This is a genomic window from Ensifer sp. ENS08, from assembly GCF_014852195.1.
GTDB lineage: Bacteria > Pseudomonadota > Alphaproteobacteria > Rhizobiales > Rhizobiaceae > Ensifer > Ensifer adhaerens.
On sequence record NZ_JACVBF010000025.1, the window covers coordinates 48,859 to 65,271 of the forward strand.

At 63.6% G+C, this 16,413-nt stretch carries 11 protein-coding genes; 5 read left to right on the forward strand and 6 right to left on the reverse strand.

Features of this window, described 5'->3' with window-relative positions:
- The first annotated feature begins 178 nt into the window (after window positions 1–178).
- Window positions 179–1,123, forward strand: a complete 945-nt coding sequence (locus IB272_RS32565) for a DUF1402 family protein (protein ID WP_112977271.1) — start codon at window positions 179–181, stop codon at window positions 1,121–1,123.
- Between the two features lie 73 nt (window positions 1,124–1,196).
- On the forward strand, window positions 1,197–2,591 hold the full coding sequence (locus tag IB272_RS32570) for a cytochrome P450 (RefSeq protein WP_060521556.1): 1,395 nt from the start codon (window positions 1,197–1,199) through the stop codon (window positions 2,589–2,591).
- Here the strand turns inward: IB272_RS32570 and IB272_RS32575 are convergent.
- On the reverse strand, window positions 2,545–3,231 hold the full coding sequence (locus tag IB272_RS32575; protein ID WP_143556420.1) for a hypothetical protein: 687 nt from the start codon (window positions 3,229–3,231) through the stop codon (window positions 2,545–2,547). The genes IB272_RS32570 and IB272_RS32575 overlap by 47 nt on opposite strands.
- Before the next feature lie 92 nt (window positions 3,232–3,323).
- Between IB272_RS32575 and IB272_RS32580 the strand changes: the two genes are divergently transcribed.
- Window positions 3,324–5,327 carry a hydantoinase/oxoprolinase family protein gene (locus IB272_RS32580; RefSeq protein ID WP_060583447.1) on the forward strand — a complete coding sequence of 668 codons (2,004 nt, stop codon included), beginning with the start codon at window positions 3,324–3,326 and terminating at the stop codon, window positions 5,325–5,327.
- A 205-nt stretch (window positions 5,328–5,532) separates the two neighbouring features.
- On the forward strand, window positions 5,533–7,704 hold the full coding sequence (locus tag IB272_RS32585; RefSeq protein ID WP_060583444.1) for a malate synthase G: 2,172 nt from the start codon (window positions 5,533–5,535) through the stop codon (window positions 7,702–7,704).
- 108 nt (window positions 7,705–7,812) lie between these two features.
- Here the strand turns inward: IB272_RS32585 and IB272_RS32590 are convergent, their stop codons facing one another.
- On the reverse strand, window positions 7,813–9,738 hold the full coding sequence (locus IB272_RS32590; RefSeq protein ID WP_060583439.1) for a HAMP domain-containing methyl-accepting chemotaxis protein: 1,926 nt from the start codon (window positions 9,736–9,738) through the stop codon (window positions 7,813–7,815).
- A 275-nt stretch (window positions 9,739–10,013) separates the two neighbouring features.
- The gene (locus tag IB272_RS32595) at window positions 10,014–10,703 is read right to left on the reverse strand and encodes a L,D-transpeptidase (protein ID WP_034802133.1); all 690 of its coding nucleotides are present in this window, start codon (window positions 10,701–10,703) and stop codon (window positions 10,014–10,016) included.
- A gap of 183 nt (window positions 10,704–10,886) precedes the next feature.
- On the opposite strand from IB272_RS32595, the gene IB272_RS32600 reads away from it, so the two are divergent.
- On the forward strand, window positions 10,887–11,411 hold the full coding sequence (locus IB272_RS32600) for an MmcB family DNA repair protein (protein ID WP_060583436.1): 525 nt from the start codon (window positions 10,887–10,889) through the stop codon (window positions 11,409–11,411).
- A 52-nt stretch (window positions 11,412–11,463) separates the two neighbouring features.
- On the opposite strand, the gene IB272_RS32605 is transcribed toward IB272_RS32600, so the two are convergent.
- The 3 genes from IB272_RS32605 to hrpB form a co-directional block, all read right to left on the reverse strand.
- Complete coding sequence (locus tag IB272_RS32605) at window positions 11,464–12,048, reverse strand: ActR/PrrA/RegA family redox response regulator transcription factor (protein WP_034802128.1); 585 nt, start codon at window positions 12,046–12,048, stop codon at window positions 11,464–11,466.
- 79 nt (window positions 12,049–12,127) lie between these two features.
- Window positions 12,128–13,435 carry an ActS/PrrB/RegB family redox-sensitive histidine kinase gene (locus tag IB272_RS32610; protein ID WP_060583434.1) on the reverse strand — a complete coding sequence of 436 codons (1,308 nt, stop codon included), beginning with the start codon at window positions 13,433–13,435 and terminating at the stop codon, window positions 12,128–12,130.
- A gap of 34 nt (window positions 13,436–13,469) precedes the next feature.
- A complete protein-coding gene (gene hrpB, locus IB272_RS32615) occupies window positions 13,470–15,929 on the reverse strand; it encodes an ATP-dependent helicase HrpB (protein ID WP_060583432.1) in 2,460 nt (819 codons plus the stop codon).
- Window positions 15,930–16,413: the final 484 nt, after the last annotated feature.

The following is a 16,413-nucleotide window of genomic DNA, read 5'->3' on the forward strand; positions in this document are numbered from 1 at the left end:
CCATGCAAACGCCCGCAACCCTGAATACGCAGGCCGCCTGTCTCTCGACAGGCGGCCGCATTTTTTCTAACACGGACGCGGTTATCGATCGTGGTCCGGGCATTTTTCCGACATGATCTTGGCGTAGGAGCGGCCCGCCGACCGAGGCAGCCTCCACCAGTCACAGGAAGAAGAGATCGTGCGTTTCACCGCCTGCATGCTCGCTATCGCCACGTTTTGCCTGAGCGCAAGCCAGTCATTCGCCGCGACCGACGTTCCGCCGGGCAACCGCAACGTCGAGCAACCGGCGATCCCCGGCGCATCCGTGCGCCGCACCAAGGCCGGCCGCACGTCCTTCGATGCCAAGTTCGAGAAGGTCCGCGATCTGCTAGCCACCGACAAGCAGTTGATCAGCAAGATCAAGTCCGTGTCGCGCGCCTATGGCATCGCGCCGATCCACATGGTCGGCGCCATCGTCGGCGAACACACCTACAATGTCGACGCCTACGATCGGCTGCAGTCCTATTACGTCAAGGCGGCTGCCTATGCCGGCAACAGCTTCCAGTTCGGATACGATGGCGAGACCGTCGCCGAATTCGTGGCTCGGCCGCAATTTTCCGAATGCGGCGCCAAGAAGGGCGCCTATGCGCTGTGGAGCTGCCGCGAGCGGGTCTGGGACAACGACTTCCGCGGCAAATCGGTGGGCGGCAAGTCCTACCCGAACAACCGTTTCAGCGCCGTTTTCTTCCAGCCGTTCTTCGCCGGCCAGACCTTCGGCCTTGGTCAGATCAACCCGCTGACCGCCCTGATGCTGACCGATATCGTGGCAAAGACCTCGGGCTATGAGCGCCTCGACGAGAACAATGCCGCCGGCGTCTATGAGGCGATCATGGATCCGGACGTCTCGCTTGCCTATATGGCGGCCTCGATCCGTCACTCGATCGACGCCTACAAGTCGATCGCAGGGGTCGATATTTCGACCAACCCCGGTGTAACCGCGACGCTCTATAATGTCGGCAATCCGGATGGCCGCGCGGCAGCGCTCGCCGCCAAGATCCAGAGCGGTCAGGCGCAATGGCCGGAGGAAAACTATTACGGCTGGCTCGTCAACGACAAGCTGTCGGAACTCGAAAGCCTGCTGTGATTCACGTGAAGCACTTTCCTTGATTGCGCCGTAAAAACCTGAAATCCTGGGGCAATCGAGAAAGGCAATCACCATGGACATGCGTCCGGAGCCGTTCGAACCGCCGGCTCCCGTTCCCCGTGTCGGCATTCCTTCCTACCTGAAGATCATCAGGACCGTGCTGCGCAATCCGCTCGAACTGTGGGGCGAGCCATCCTATACGCTGCCCTGGATCGAGACGAAGTTCGTTACCCAGCGCACCCTGATCGTCAACGATCCCGGCCTCATCCGCCATATCCTCGTCGATAACGTCGCCAATTACGAAATGTCGAAGGTGCGCCGGCTGATCCTGCGGCCCATCCTGCGCGACGGGCTGCTGACGGCGGAAGGCGAGGTCTGGAAGCGTTCGCGCAAGGCCATGGCGCCGGTGTTCACGCCGCGCCACGCCAAGGGCTTTGCCGGCCAGATGCTGCGCAGTTCGGAGCAGTTCGTCGAGCGCTATGCCGGAGCCCAGGAAGCTCCCTTTACCACCAATGTCGCCAACGACATGACGGAACTGACCTTCGACATCCTGGCCGAAACGCTGTTTTCCGGTGAGGTCGCCGTCGAGCGCGAAGGCTTCGTCCAGAGCGTCGAGGAATTGCTGCACCGCATGGGCCGCGTCGATCCGATGGACATTCTGCTGGCGCCCGAATGGATCCCGCGCCCGACCCGCATCGGCGGCAAGAGGGTGATGAACCGCTTCCGCTCGATCGTGTCGGAGACCATGGCGCTTCGCCGCCGCAAGATGGCGGAGGACCCTAAGGGCACGCCGCAGGATTTCCTGACGTTGCTTCTGGAGATCGAGGGCAGCCAGGGCCTTTCGACCGCGGAGATCGAGGACAACATCCTGACCTTCATCGGTGCCGGGCACGAGACCACCGCCCGGGCACTCGCCTGGACGCTCTACTGCGTTGCCAACACGCCGGCCTATCGCGAAATCATGGAAGCCGAGATCGATACCGCGATGGCAAGCGGTGCCGAGCCGGTCGAATGGCTTGGTCTGATGCCGCATGTGCTCGCCGCCTTTGAGGAGGCGATGCGGCTCTATCCGCCGGCGCCGTCGATCAATCGCGCGGCGATCGAGGAAGACGCGTGGACCTCACCGACTGGCGAGCGGGTGCGCATCCCCAAAGGGATCGCCGTACTGATCATGCCCTGGACGCTGCATCGCCATGTGCTCTACTGGGATAAGCCGCGCGCGTTCATGCCCGAGCGTTTCCTGCCGGAAAACCGAGAGAAGCTGAACCGCTACCAGTATCTGCCCTTCGGTGCCGGCCCGCGCGTCTGCATCGGCGCGACTTTCGCGCTGCAGGAAGCGGTGATCGCGTTGGCAGTGATGATGCACCGCTACCGCTTCGATACGACCGCGGAAACCAATCCCTGGCCGGTGCAGCGGCTCACTACTCAACCGCGGGGCGGGTTGCCGATGAGGGTTTCGGCTCGCTGAAGGTCTTGCCGGGGATCGGTGACTGAACGGAACGCACCGGAGAATCCGCCGGCTTCGGCTGCTGTAGCATTTTCGACGGCTTCTTGATCGTCTTGATCTGTGCGCAGGTGGCGTCGCCGACATTGTCGCAGGGCTTGTAAACCACGATCTCGCTTCCGGCGCCATCGTCCCAGACCGCCTGGATCGTCAGCGTTTGCGCCGTTTTGGCAGGCAGCGAGATGTAGACATATTCGGCCGTCTCGTCGCCCGGCAGGTTGAAGGGCAGCTGCGGATTGCACTTGGCCAGCGGGAAGCGTTGGTCGAGTGCGTCGGAATTGATCGAGTAGCGGATTTCCGATAGCCGGCAATGCATCGTCTGCAGTGCCGTGAAATAGATCAGCTGCCGGTCGTCATAGTCGCGAAACTGGATCCAGCCGGTCTGCTTGTTGGCATCGAGCATCGCCTTGTAGATCGCGACTTCGGGCAGCTGCGGCTTGTATTCCTCTTCCTCCGCGTCCTGTGCGCGGGACGGCATTGCTGCAAGACACAGGATGCCCGCTGACAGCAAGGCGACGAGCAACGGATGGCGGCGTTCGAGCATGCGATGGACCCCTGCCATTCTCACCGGTGTCGCTGAACTCATCGTCGATGTCTGCGACACGATGGTCTTCTCCTGAAATATGTCATATCACCGCATCGATCCCCATTGAACCCGGGGCCTCTGCGCCCCGCGCGAATTCCGGACTGCGCGAATTGACCTCCCATTTTCTTCTCGGCATCGACACCGGCGGCACCTACACCGACGCCGCCCTCTTCTCGGAGACGAAGGGGGTGGTCGCCAAGGCCAAGGCGCTGACGACCCGCCATGACCTCGCGGTCGGCATTTCCGGTGCAGTCGAAGCGGTGCTCGATCAGGCCAGCGTGCCGGTCTCGGCGATCAGCATGGTCTCCCTGTCGACGACGCTTGCCACCAATGCGCTGGTTGAAGGGCAGGGCGGCCGCGCCGGCCTCGTCATGATCGGCTTCGGCCCCGAGGATCTGAAGCGCGACGGTTTACAGGAAGCGCTCGGCTCGGATCCGGTAGTCTTCCTGCCGGGCGGCCACAATGTGCATGGCGGTGAGACCCCGCTGGACATGAGCGAGCTCGACGCCGTCCTGCCGGTGCTGGCTGATCAGGTCTCCTCCTTCGCCATTGCCGGCTATTTCGCCGTTCGTAATCCGGATCATGAAAAGCGCGTGCGCGACCGCATCCGCGAGGTCTCGCACCTGCCAGTCACCTGCAGCCACGAACTGTCCTCGAAACTCGGCGGGCCGCGCCGTGCCTTGACGACGCTGCTCAACGCCCGCCTCGTCTCGATGATCGACCGGCTGATCGGGTCCTGCGAAGGGTTCCTCAAGGCGCGCGGCATCGACGTGCCAATGATGGTGGTGCGCGGTGACGGCGCGCTGATTTCGGCCGAGGAGGCGCGGTTGCGCCCGATCGAGACGATCCTCTCCGGTCCGGCAGCAAGCCTCGTCGGCGCAAGGCATCTGACCGGCCTCGACAACGCCGTGGTTTCGGATATCGGCGGCACCACCACCGACGTGGCCGTGCTCGATGGCGGCCGCCCGCGTCTCGATGCCGAAGGCGCCGTCGTTGGTGGCTTCCGCACCATGGTCGAGGCTGTTGCGATGCGGACCTACGGCCTTGGCGGTGATTCGGAAGTGCGCATCAACGATCGCGGCCTCAAGGCGAAGATCGATCTTGGTCCGCGCCGGCTGATGCCGCTGAGCCTCGCCGCAGCGCTCCACGGCGACGCCGTCATCTCGGTGCTGGAAAAACAGATGCGCGCCCAGCACACCGGGCGCAACAATGGGCGCTTTGCTGTGCGTACCGGCCTGCCGGATCATCTGGCAAGCGGCCTGCAGCCACAGGAGCAGGCGCTCTACGAGCGCATCGGTAGCGTCCCCGTCTCGCTTGAAACGCTGCTCGTCTCGACGCCACAGAAGGCGACGCTCGATCGTTTGGTGGCCCGGGGGCTCGTCCATATCTGCGGTCTGACGCCGTCCGACGCCATGCATGTGCTCGGCCGGCAGTCGCAATGGAACCTCGAAGCGGCCGAGCTTGGCATTCAGCTTGCGGCCCGGACCCGCGACGGCTCCGGCCAGCCGATTGCTTCTTCTCCACAGGCGCTGGCGCAGATGATCGTCGATCGGCTGACGCGGCAATCCTCCGAGGTCATCCTGCAGGCCTGCCTCGGCGAGGACGGCGCCGGCGCGATCGATCCCGCGGTGTCGCAGGCCGTCGATCGTGCGCTGACCCGGACGCCCGGCATCGTCCGGTTCTCGCTTGGTCTCGATCGTCCGCTCGTCGGTCTTGGCGCTTCGGCGCCGGTTTATTACCCGGCTATTGCCGAGATGCTCGGAACCGAAGCCGCCATTCCCGAGGAGGCCGGCGTCGCCAATGCCGTCGGCGCCGTGGTCGGCCAGGTAAGCGCCACCGTCACCGTTTTCGTGACGATGCCGGAGGAGGGCATTTTTGTCGTCAACGGGGCCGGGGCCAGCGAACGCTTTCTCGATCAGGAAAAGGCTTTTGGTGCCGCGCGCCGACGGGCCGAGACCGCAGCTCTGGAGGCGGCGCGCACCAACGGTGCCGATGATCCCGCGTCGTTGCTGCGCGAGGAAATCGACGCGCCGGAGGTCGAGGGCAGCCCCAAGCTGATCGAGGCCCGGTTCATTGCGTCCGCCAGCGGCCGGCCGCGCATCGCGCACGGCTGATCTTTTCCGTTTCGGAAACAATTCTTCGCATCCTTGCAGAATTGACAGGGAATGAATTGGTGAGAAACTGCGGCCGTTTCACGCGCGTATTGCGCATGGGCTGGTCCGCGACCCGCTTCAGGCGCAAGATCAACATGTTGGGGCGTTTTCATCGCATCCGTTCGGATCGGTGGCGCTCCTTACGTCTATTTCAAGGAGTTGGCAGATGGACCGCATTGAGACGTATGGATTGAAGATTGATGCGGACCTCCATCGCTTCCTGGTGGAAGAGTCGATGCCGGGCACCGGCGTCGATGCAGAGCACTTCTTTGCTGAGCTTTCCGCCCTCGTGCACGATCTGGCACCGAAGAACCGGGCGATGCTCGCCAAGCGCGACGACCTGCAGGCCAAGCTCGACGCCTGGTACAAGCAGAACGGCGCCCCCAGCGATATGGAGACCTATCAGGCCTTCCTGCGCGATATCGGCTACCTGCTGCCCGAGGGTGGCGAGTTCAGCGTTTCGACCGCCAATGTCGATCCGGAGATCGCGACGATCGCCGGCCCGCAGCTCGTCGTTCCCGTCATGAATGCGCGCTATGCGCTGAACGCCGCCAATGCACGCTGGGGTTCGCTCTATGACGCGCTCTACGGCACGGACGCGATCTCGGACGCCGATAGCGCCGAGAAGGGCCGCGGCTACAATCCGAAGCGCGGCGCCAAGGTCATCGCCTGGGCGCGAAACTTCCTCGACGCCAGTGCGCCGCTGGCGAATGGAAGCTGGGCGGACGTTACTTCCCTGAAGGTTGCTGGCAGTGCGCTGGCGATTGGTCTCAAGGATGGTTCGAGCACTGCACTGCGCAACGCCGCTCAATTCGCCGGCTATTCCGGGGCTGAAGGTGCGCGCTTCGAGATCGTTCTCCGGCACAACAATCTGCATGCGATCGTCGTCCTCGACGCCACCACGCCGATCGGCAAGGAAGATCCGGCGGGCATCGCCGACGTCATTCTCGAATCGGCGATCACCACGATCATGGACTGCGAAGATTCGGTCGCCGCCGTCGATGCCGAAGACAAGGTCGTCGTCTACCGCAACTGGCTCGGCCTGATGAAGGGCGACCTCGAAGAAGAGGTTGCCAAGGGCGGCAAGACCTTTACCCGTCGTCTCAATGCCGACCGCGTTTACACGGCAACTGCCGGCGGCACGCTTTCCCTTCCCGGCCGCTCGCTGATGCTGGTCCGCAACGTCGGCCACCTCATGACGAATCCGGCTATCCTTGACCGCGACGGCAAGGAAGTGCCCGAGGGCATCATGGACGCGATGGTGACGGCGCTGATTGCCCTCCACGATGTCGGCAACGGCGGTCGCCGCATGAACTCCCGCGAGGGTTCCATGTATGTCGTCAAGCCGAAGATGCATGGCCCCGAGGAAGTCGCGTTCGCCAGCGAAATTTTCGCCCGTGTCGAAAAGGCGCTCGGCATGCCCGCCAACACCATGAAGATGGGCATCATGGACGAGGAGCGCCGCACGACGGCCAACCTCAAGGAATGCATCCGCGCGGCCCGCGAGCGCGTCGTCTTCATCAACACCGGCTTCCTCGATCGCACCGGCGACGAGATGCACACCTCGATGGAAGCCGGCCCGATGATCCGCAAGGGTGACATGAAGCAGGCAGCCTGGATCGGCGCCTATGAAAACTGGAACGTCGACATCGGGCTTGAATGTGGCCTGTCCGGTCACGCCCAGATCGGCAAGGGCATGTGGGCGATGCCCGATCTGATGGCGGCGATGCTCGAACAGAAGATCGCCCACCCGAAGGCCGGCGCCAACACCGCCTGGGTGCCGTCGCCCACGGCGGCCACTCTGCACGCGACCCACTACCACCGCGTCAATGTTGCCGAGGTCCAGGCGAGCCTGAAGAGCCGCGCCCGCGCCAAGCTCTCCGATATCCTGTCGGTGCCGGTCGCCGTCCGCCCGAACTGGACGCCCGAGGAAATCCAGCGCGAACTCGACAACAACGCGCAAGGCATTCTCGGCTACGTCGTGCGCTGGGTCGATCAGGGTGTCGGCTGCTCGAAGGTTCCGGACATCAACAATGTCGGCCTGATGGAAGACCGTGCGACGCTGCGCATCTCCGCCCAGCACATGGCCAACTGGCTGCATCATGGCGTCGTCACCGAGGCCCAGGTCGTCGAGACGATGAAGCGCATGGCGGCCGTCGTCGACAGTCAGAACGCCGATGATCCGCTCTACGTCGCGATGGCCGGCAATTTCGACCGTTCGATTGCCTTCCAGGCCGCCGTCGAACTCGTCCTCAAGGGCCGCGAGCAGCCGAACGGCTACACCGAGCCGGTCCTGCACCGCCGCCGCCTGGAGCTGAAGGCGCGCAACGCCGCCTGATTCGCCACCGAAGTCGGGGTATTGGAAAGAGTGCGTTCACATGAACGCACGGCTTTTTCGTTTCAGCGGTGGTCCGGGCTTCCAGGCACGATCGCAGCCCGTGCCGCTCTAAAACTCCGCCCAGCCGTCCGTTGCGAGTGCGGCATTGCCGTGGGTGGCATAGGGGGCTGGTCGGCGTACCGGCTGAGGACGTCCCTGGTCACGCGTGGTTGCGGCGACTGCCGGGGCAGGCGCCATCGGCCTGCCCTTTGGCTGGGCCTCGCCGGCGAGCGTGAAACGGTCGATCAGGTTGCGCAGGTTTGTGCCTTCCTGCGCCAGCGTTGCGGAGGCCGCATTGGCTTCCTCGACCATCGCTGCGTTCCGCTGCGTTACCTGGTCCATCTGGTTGACGGCGGTGTTGACTTCGCTCAATCCCACCGACTGTTCGCGGGCGGAGGTGGCGATCGCCGCCATGTGATCGTTGATCGTGATCACATGCGCCTCGATCGTCTGCAGCGCCTCGCCGGTGTCGCGCACCAGGTGCACGCCGTTCTCGACCTCCCGGCTCGATGTACGGATGAGATCCTTGATTTCTTTCGCAGCCTTCGCCGAGCGCTGGGCGAGCTCGCGCACCTCTTGGGCCACGACGGCGAAGCCCTTTCCCGCTTCGCCGGCCCGCGCTGCTTCGACGCCGGCATTCAGCGCCAAGAGGTTTGTCTGGAAGGCGATCTCGTCGATGACGCCGATAATGCTGGAAATCTGGCTGGAGGATTCCTCGATCCGACGCATGGCTTCCACCGCGTTGGCGACGACGACGGCGGATTGGGCCGCGCTGGTCTTCGCCTCGCCGGCGATGTCGCGTGCCTCCTCCGTCCGTCTTGAGGAATTGCTGACATTGGCGGTGATCTGATCGAGCGCCGCGGCCGTTTCCTCGAGAGACGCGGCCTGCTGTTCGGTGCGCTTGGACAGGTCGTCGGCGCTCTGGCTGATTTCCCGCGTGCCCATGCCGATGTTTTGGGCGCTGTCGGCAACGGCGAGAAGCGCATCGTTCAACTGCGCGGCCGCCTTGTTGAGGTCGTGCCGCAATTGTTCGAACTCGGCGGCGAACGGCTCATGTAGCTGAACGGCGAGATCGCCGTTGGCCAGCCGCTGCAGGCCGCCGGCAAGTCCGGCGGTCGCCTGCGTCAGCTTTTCCTGCGCCGCCTGCTCCGCCGCCTTCTGGACGCGGACACGTTCGGCCTCGCCGTTGCGGCGGTTCTCCTCGGCCTCCGCCTGCAGCCGAAGATTCGAGCGCGCCGCCTCGCGGAAGGATTGAATGGCGCGGGCCATTTCGGCGATCTCGTCCTTGCCGCGCACCGGCTCGTCGGCATCTTCAACGTGGCCGTCGATCAGCCGGCGCATGGCGGCGATCTGGCGGGCGAGCGGTTCGACGACGCCGCGCAGCACCACAAGGAGGGTGCCGGCAGCAAGCGCCACGACGAGAACGATGATCCCAATGTTGAGTGTCTGTACGGTTTCGAACTCGTGATGCTTGGCCTCGAAGGCCGTACCCGAAAGTTCGACCTGCAGGTCCGAAATCTCGGAGATCGTGGCCGTCAGCGGATCGATCGTCGCGTAGAGCTTGTCGCGCACGAAGGCATCAAGAGCCTTCTGGTCCTTGGCCGAGAGGATTTGCGTGAGTGCCGTGATCGAATCCATCGCAACGACCATCTGGCTTCGTGCATTGTCGACGAGGTTCCGTTCCTCGTCGGTCATCGAGGTCGCCGCATAGGCATCCCAGTTTGACTTGATCGTTTCCCGTGCGGCATTGACCGAGGCAAGGCCGCTCTCCATCGATTCGTTACCATTGCGCACCTTGTGGGCAGCATCGACGATCGAGACCGCAAAGGCGTCGGAAGTCGCCTTCAGGTTCTTCAGCGGCACAATGCGATCGGCGTAGACCGCGTCCATCATGTCGCTGGTTTCCGACAGCGTGCTCTGGCTGTGAATAGCGATGCCGATAGCGATCGATGATAGAAGCGCAATTGCGCCGATAAGCTTGGTCTTGATCAGCATGCCAGTCCCTCCCGAGCGGAATTTCGTGGGCACACTGTTTCGATTATTTAGATAACGCTTACTTAATAAGCGACTGAATTTAAGTCGAAATTGAACTTTCCGAGCGGACAGGGACAAAAATTCCGCGACCCTGATTTGAGCGCGAATCAGGACGGCAACTTTGCGTCGATGGTGTGCCTGCTTGCGGCTTTCGCTCGGAAGTTGGATGACGTTGAGCGCGAACGAAAAAAGCCGCCGACGGGGTCGGCGGCTTTGTCAGTGTCGATCTGATTCGATTACTGCTGGACGACGACGCGGGCGCTCTTGCCGGGGCGAACGCGCGAATAGAGGTCGATGATGTCCTGGTTGATCAGGCGGATGCAGCCGGACGAAGCGGCGGTACCGATCGAGGACCATTCCGGCGTGCCGTGCAGACGGAACAGTGTATCCTTGCCCTGGTCATTGAAGAGGTAGAGCGCGCGGGCGCCAAGCGGGTTCTTGAGGCCGGGACCCATGCCATCTTCGACGTACTTGGCGACTTCCGGCTTGCGTTCCGCCATTTCCTTCGGCGGATGCCACATCGGCCATTCCTGCTTCCAGGCAATATAGGCTTCGCCTTCCCATGCAAAACCGGCCTTGCCGACGCCGATGCCGTAACGAACGGCCTTGCCGCCCGGCAGCACGTAGTAGAGGAAGCGATTCGGCGTGTTGACGACGATCGTTCCGGGGCGCTCGCTGGTGGCGTAATCGACGATCTGGCGATGGAAACGGGTATCGACCTTGCTGATCGGAATGGCCGGCAGCGCGTAACCGTGATCCTCAACTGCGCCATAATCGCCGTTAAAGATCTGATTCGTAGCAACCTGTACCGTTGCGGGCGCGGGTTCGTTCGCAGCCGTTTCGGGCTTTGACGAGGTCGTCGAGCAGCCGGCAACGGCGAGTGTCGCCGCGAGGCTGCACAAGAGGAAGGCATTGCGGAAGCGCATGGGAGTCTCTTAAAAAGAAGCGAAGTAAAAACTGGGTCGCCGCGACCAACAGTGAATACGGTTATTTTCGATTAGTTTGAGCTATGCAAGAGATTGCGCGGCCACAATTTGGCTGAAAAGTGCAAATTCCATGACCCTTGTTTTTTTGCAACAAAATGACCGGCTCAAAGGGACACCGGACGCATGACGATCCTCTCCATCCATGGCGACAACCCCTTGATCGACGGTCGCCAATCGAATCGCGCGATGATGGTGCGCCGCGGCGTGCAGCGGCTGTTCGCCGAGCTGCGCCATTCGGTCCTGCCGGAATTGACCTTGGCGAGTGGACGGCGTGCCGATCTGATCTCCTTGTCGGTGAAGGGCGAGATCTGGATCGTCGAGATCAAAACCTCGATCGAGGACTTTCGCGTCGACCGCAAATGGCCGGACTACCGACAGCACTGCGACCGGCTGTTCTTCGCCACCCATGCCGCCGTGCCACTGGACATCTTTCCGGAGGACTGCGGACTGCTGCTGTCTGACGGTTATGAAGGCCACATCGTTCGCGAGGCGCCCGAACACAGGCTGCCGCCGGCGACACGCAAGTCGGTGCTGCAACTCTTTGCCCGTACGGCAGCACAACGGCTGATGCTTGCCGAATGGGCGGCCGAGCGCAACGGCGAACTCGGTGATTCGATCGGCGACATCCTCTCCGGCGGTCGCGACTGATCCCGCGGGGAAAAGCGACCGGAACAGCGGTTGTGCGCCGGTCGTGGATTGCTTACTTCGGCGCGCGCTTGGCGAGAATGCGCTGCAGCGTGCGGCGATGCATGTTGAGCCGGCGCGCCGTTTCCGAGACGTTGCGCTCGCACATTTCATAGACGCGCTGAATATGTTCCCACCGCACGCGATCGGCCGACATCGGGTTTTCCGGCGGCTCGACGCGTTCGCCCTGGCGCTGCACGAGCGCGGCAAAGATGTCGTCGGCATCGGCAGGCTTGGCGAGATAGTCGACCGCGCCGAGCTTCACCGCGTTCACGGCGGTGGCGATGTTGCCGTAGCCGGTCAGCATGATCATGCGCGTGTCGTCGCGCCGTCCGCGGATCGCTTCGATCACGTCGAGGCCGCTGCCGTCGCCGAGCCTGAGGTCGATGACCGCATATTTCGGCGGGTTGCCCTTGGCCTTGGCGATGCCTTCCGCGACCGATTCGGCGATGTCGACCGAAAAGCCACGGGCTTCCATGGCGCGGGCCAACCGCCTGAGAAAGGGTGCGTCGTCATCGACGAGCAACAGGGTGCGGTCCGGTCCGATCAGTTCGGCGTCCTGTGCGGTGGTGCTGGGCGAAGCTGTCGATTTGTCGGTCATTCTCGCAATCCTTGGGCAAAAAACGGAACGCTTTCGCCGAGATTATAGGTTTCTGCCTCGTTCAATAAACTGCGAAATGTCATTTCGCCAGTTTCGTATCCATCAGGGCGCGCGGCCATTCGACGCTGACCCGGGCGCCCGGCCTCTCCGGCCCGCCATTCTCGAAGCGCAGGCGCGCGCCCGAGCGTTCGAGCAGCGTCTTTGCGATAAAGAGCCCGAGCCCGAGGCCGCCGGCGCTGTCATCCTTCTGCCTGCGTGTCACATAGGGTTCGCCGATCCGCTGCAGGATATCGGGCGCGAAACCGTCACCATCGTCGGCGATCGTGACGCGAACCCGATCCGCCGTGTGCTCGACGGTTACGGTCACTTGTTTCTTGGCGTAGTCGACGGCGTTTTCCAAGAGGTTGCCGAGCCCATAGAGAATGCCGGCATTGCGGTTGCCGACCGGCTCGGTCGCACGGTCGCCCCTTTCGATGAGTTCGATGTGGATGCCGAACTCGCGATGCGGCGCCATCACCTCTTCGATCAGCGACGACAGCGGCAAAAGCCGCATGTGCTCCTCGCTCTCGGAGGACAGCGTCGTCAGCCGCTTCAGGATGTCGCGGCAGCGTTCGCTCTGGCTGCGCAGCAGATGCACGTCCTCCCCGAAGCGCGGATCGTCGCCGAGTTCGCGTTCCATCTCCTTGGCGACGACGCTGATGGTCGCAAGCGGCGTGCCGAGTTCATGGGCTGCCGCTGCCGCAAGCCCATCGAGCTGCGACAGGTGCTTTTCCCGCTGAAGCACGAGTTCGGTCGCCGTCAGCGCTTCCGACAGCTCACTCGCTTCCAGCGACACGCGGTAGGTATAGAAGGCGGCAAAGGCGGTCATCGAGACGATCGCAAACCAAATGCCGGCGGTCAGCACCCGTGGCATCAGCAGGACCGTGCCCGGATACCAGGGCAGCGGAAAGGGTGAGAAGGCGAGTGCGGTGATGGCGATTACCGCAAAACCGGCAAGAATGATGCTGTGTGACTTCGGCTGCGACGCAGAGGAAATGATGACCGGGACGCAGAGCAGCGGCGCGAAGGGATTGGTGAGCCCGCCTGTGATGAACAGCAATCCGGTGATCTGCGCGAGATCGAGGCCGAGAAGCGCGAAGGCCGCCGGCGGCTGCAACCGGTGCGTCGGCGGATAGCGCAACGTCACATAGGCGTTGACCAGCGCGAGGCTCGCGATCAGCACCAGGCAGGAAATCAGCGGCAGAGGAAACTGCAGCCAGAAGGCCGTGATGAGGACGGCGATCGACTGGCCGCCGACGGCAAGCCAGCGCAGCCGGACGAGCGTCTGCAGGCGCAGGCTGCGGTTGCTGGTCTGGTCGTTGTTGTGTTCGAGCGCAACAGTGGTCATTCGTGCCTGCATTCCAATGATCGATGCTTTCGTCTCATGTACCACGGGGCTTCGCCCGTGTCGTCGGCGCCGCATTGGCCGGATCCTCGGGCCAGGGATGCTTCGGATAGCGCCCGCGCATGTCGGCGCGCACATCGCGCCAGGAACCCGCCCAGAAACCGGGCAGGTCGCGCGTCGTCTGGATCGGCCGATGTCCGGGCGAGATCAGCTCGAGCAGCAGCGGCAGCCGCCCATCGCCGATCGCCGGATGGGTCTTCAGGCCAAAAAGCTCCTGTACCCGGATCGATAACAGCGGCTCGTCGCCGTCGTAGTGGATCGGGTGCCGTTGCCCGGTCGGCGCCTCGAAATGCGTCGGCGCCAGCCGCCCGAGTTCCCGTTGCCGCTCGTGCGGAATGAGGGAGAGCAGACCGTCGGAGAGATTGGATGCCTTGATGTCGGCAATCGCGGTGATGCCGTGCTGGAAGGGCACGAACCAGTCGTCGAGACGGTCGAGCAGCGCTTCGTCGGAAACATCCGGCCAGGGTTCACCGATCGAGCGGTTGAGGAAGCCGATGCGGTCGCGCATCTGCATCGCCTCCTTGGAGAAGGGCAGGATGGCAAGGCCGAGCTGGCGTACGCCGTCGGCGAGTGCCCGCGCCGCCGATTCACCGGTCGGTCGTGTGAGCGGCGCTTCCTCGAAGATGATGGCGCCGAGCCGCGTGACCCGACGCGCCCGCACCTGCCGGCTGGCCTTGTCGAAAAAGCTCTGGTCCTCGCGGATTATCGCCTCGGGCATATGCGCCTCGACCTCGGCGCGCGTCAGCTCTGCCGCCGCCAGCACGCGCTGGCCGCCGGCGCGGCCGGTCAGGTCGGCGATGACGAGCATGGAAGCCGCCGCCAGCCGCTCCGTCTCGGGAATCTCGGCACCCCGTCCGTTCGCCATGACGAACCGGCCGCGGCCACCGCGCTGCAGCGCGATGCGGTCGGGAAAGGCGTGCATCAGCAGGGCACCCGGCTGGATCGGTTCGCTCGATTTCGGCGCGCCCTTCAGCTCGGCCGCCATGCGCCGCGCCAGATTGCGCGAGGCGCCGGCGCGGTCGCCACGCTCCTGACGGAAGCGGCGCACCCGGTCCTCGAGATCGACGCTGTTGCCGCCCAAGCCCTGTTCGGTCAGCATCACCGCCAAGAGACACGCGGTTTCCGCCTGTCCCTCTTCGGCCGCGGCAACCGCCATTGCCGCCAGCCGCGGCGGCAAGGCCAGGTCGCGGATCTTGCGGCCCGTCGGGGTCAGCGCGCCGGCCTCGTCCAGCGCGCCAAGGCTGGTCAGCAGTTTCCTCGCTTCGGCGAGTGTCGTCTCCGGCGGCGCGTCGATGAAGGCAAGGGTGGCCGGATCGCTGACACCCCAATGGGCGCAGTCGAGCAGCAGGCCCGAGAGATCGCTGGCCAGAATCTGCGGCGGCGTGAAGGCGGCAAGCGCTGCGGTCTGGCCGCTATGCCAGAGACGGATGGCAATGCCGGGTTCGGTTCGCCCCGCACGGCCGGCGCGCTGATCGGCAGACGCGCGCGACACGCGCACCGTCTCCAGCCGCGTGATCCCGGTCGCTGCCTCGAACACCGGAAGGCGCTGCAGGCCGCTGTCGATGACGATGCGTACGCCGTCGATAGTGATCGAGGTTTCGGCGATCGAGGTGGCAAGCACGATTTTGCGGGTGCCTGATGGCGCCGGCCGGATCGCTGCATCCTGTTCCTTCTGGGTCAGGTTGCCATAAAGCGGAACGATCGCCGTATTGTTGTCGAAGCGGTCCTGGAGCCGCGTGGCGACTCGGGTGATTTCGGCCTGGCCGGGCAGAAAGGCGAGGATGGAGCCATCTTCCGTACGATGCGCTTCGGCAATGGCCCGCAGCATCGTGTCCTCGACGCTGTCGCCGCCGCGATCCTGGTAGCGGATGTCGATCGGATAGCTGCGCCCCTGGCTCTCGATGACCGGCGCATCGCCAAGCAGGCCCGAGACCCGCTCGACATCGAGCGTTGCCGACATAACGATGATCTTCAGGTCGTCACGCAGCGCCGCCTGTACGTCGAGCGCCAGCGCCAGGCCGAAATCCGCGTCGAGCGAGCGCTCGTGGAATTCGTCGAACAGCACGGCTGCGACGCCCTTGAGTTCCGGGTCGTCGAGGATCATGCGGGCAAACACACCCTCGGTCACCACTTCGATGCGTGTCTTGCCGGAGACGCGGTTGTCGAGACGCATGCGATAGCCGACGGTTTCGCCGACCTTTTCTCCCAGGAGCTCGGCCATGCGGCCAGCTGCGGCGCGCGCTGCCAGCCGGCGCGGCTCGAGCAGAATGATCTTTCCGCCCTTTGCCCAGTTCTGATCGAGCAGGAAGAGTGGAACGAGCGTCGTCTTGCCGGCGCCGGGTGGGGCGGAAAGCACCACGGAGGGGCCTGCGGTGAGCGCTTGTGCCAGTGCGGGCAGCACCTCGCGAACCGGAAGCGCAGGAAGCTGTGTCGTCACGTCTGGTTCTCCGCCCCCTATAGAGATGATGGCGCTGCGTGCGGTCGGTGCATCCGTCGGCTCATGCATCACCATGTTGTCGGTCCGCCACCGCATGGATCGTCATGTCGGGCAGGGCGGACAATTCGCAAGTACGGCAATAGCCCGGCCAAGGGCAAGCGTGGCGCGTCCGTGAGCGTGCTTCGTATGGCGCTTCGTTGCTGGAGATATCTACATCTGACGGCTGAGAGACCCATGCTGTCTACATGTAGATGAGGTCGCTCTGAGGGGCGTTTTGGGCCACGTGAAATGGCCATCAGGTTTTTGACCGCCTGGTCAAAGATTCGCGCCGCGGATTCGCTGGTTTTCCGGTGCATTAAATCGACCTAGTTTATCAACAGCTGGAATTATTGTGTAAATTCAGAGAGTTGTCGATTTTTGAAGTTTTTTTGAACGTGGCTGTTGACGTCTGTGAGGATGGGGGTCTATAAGCCCGATCACTGAC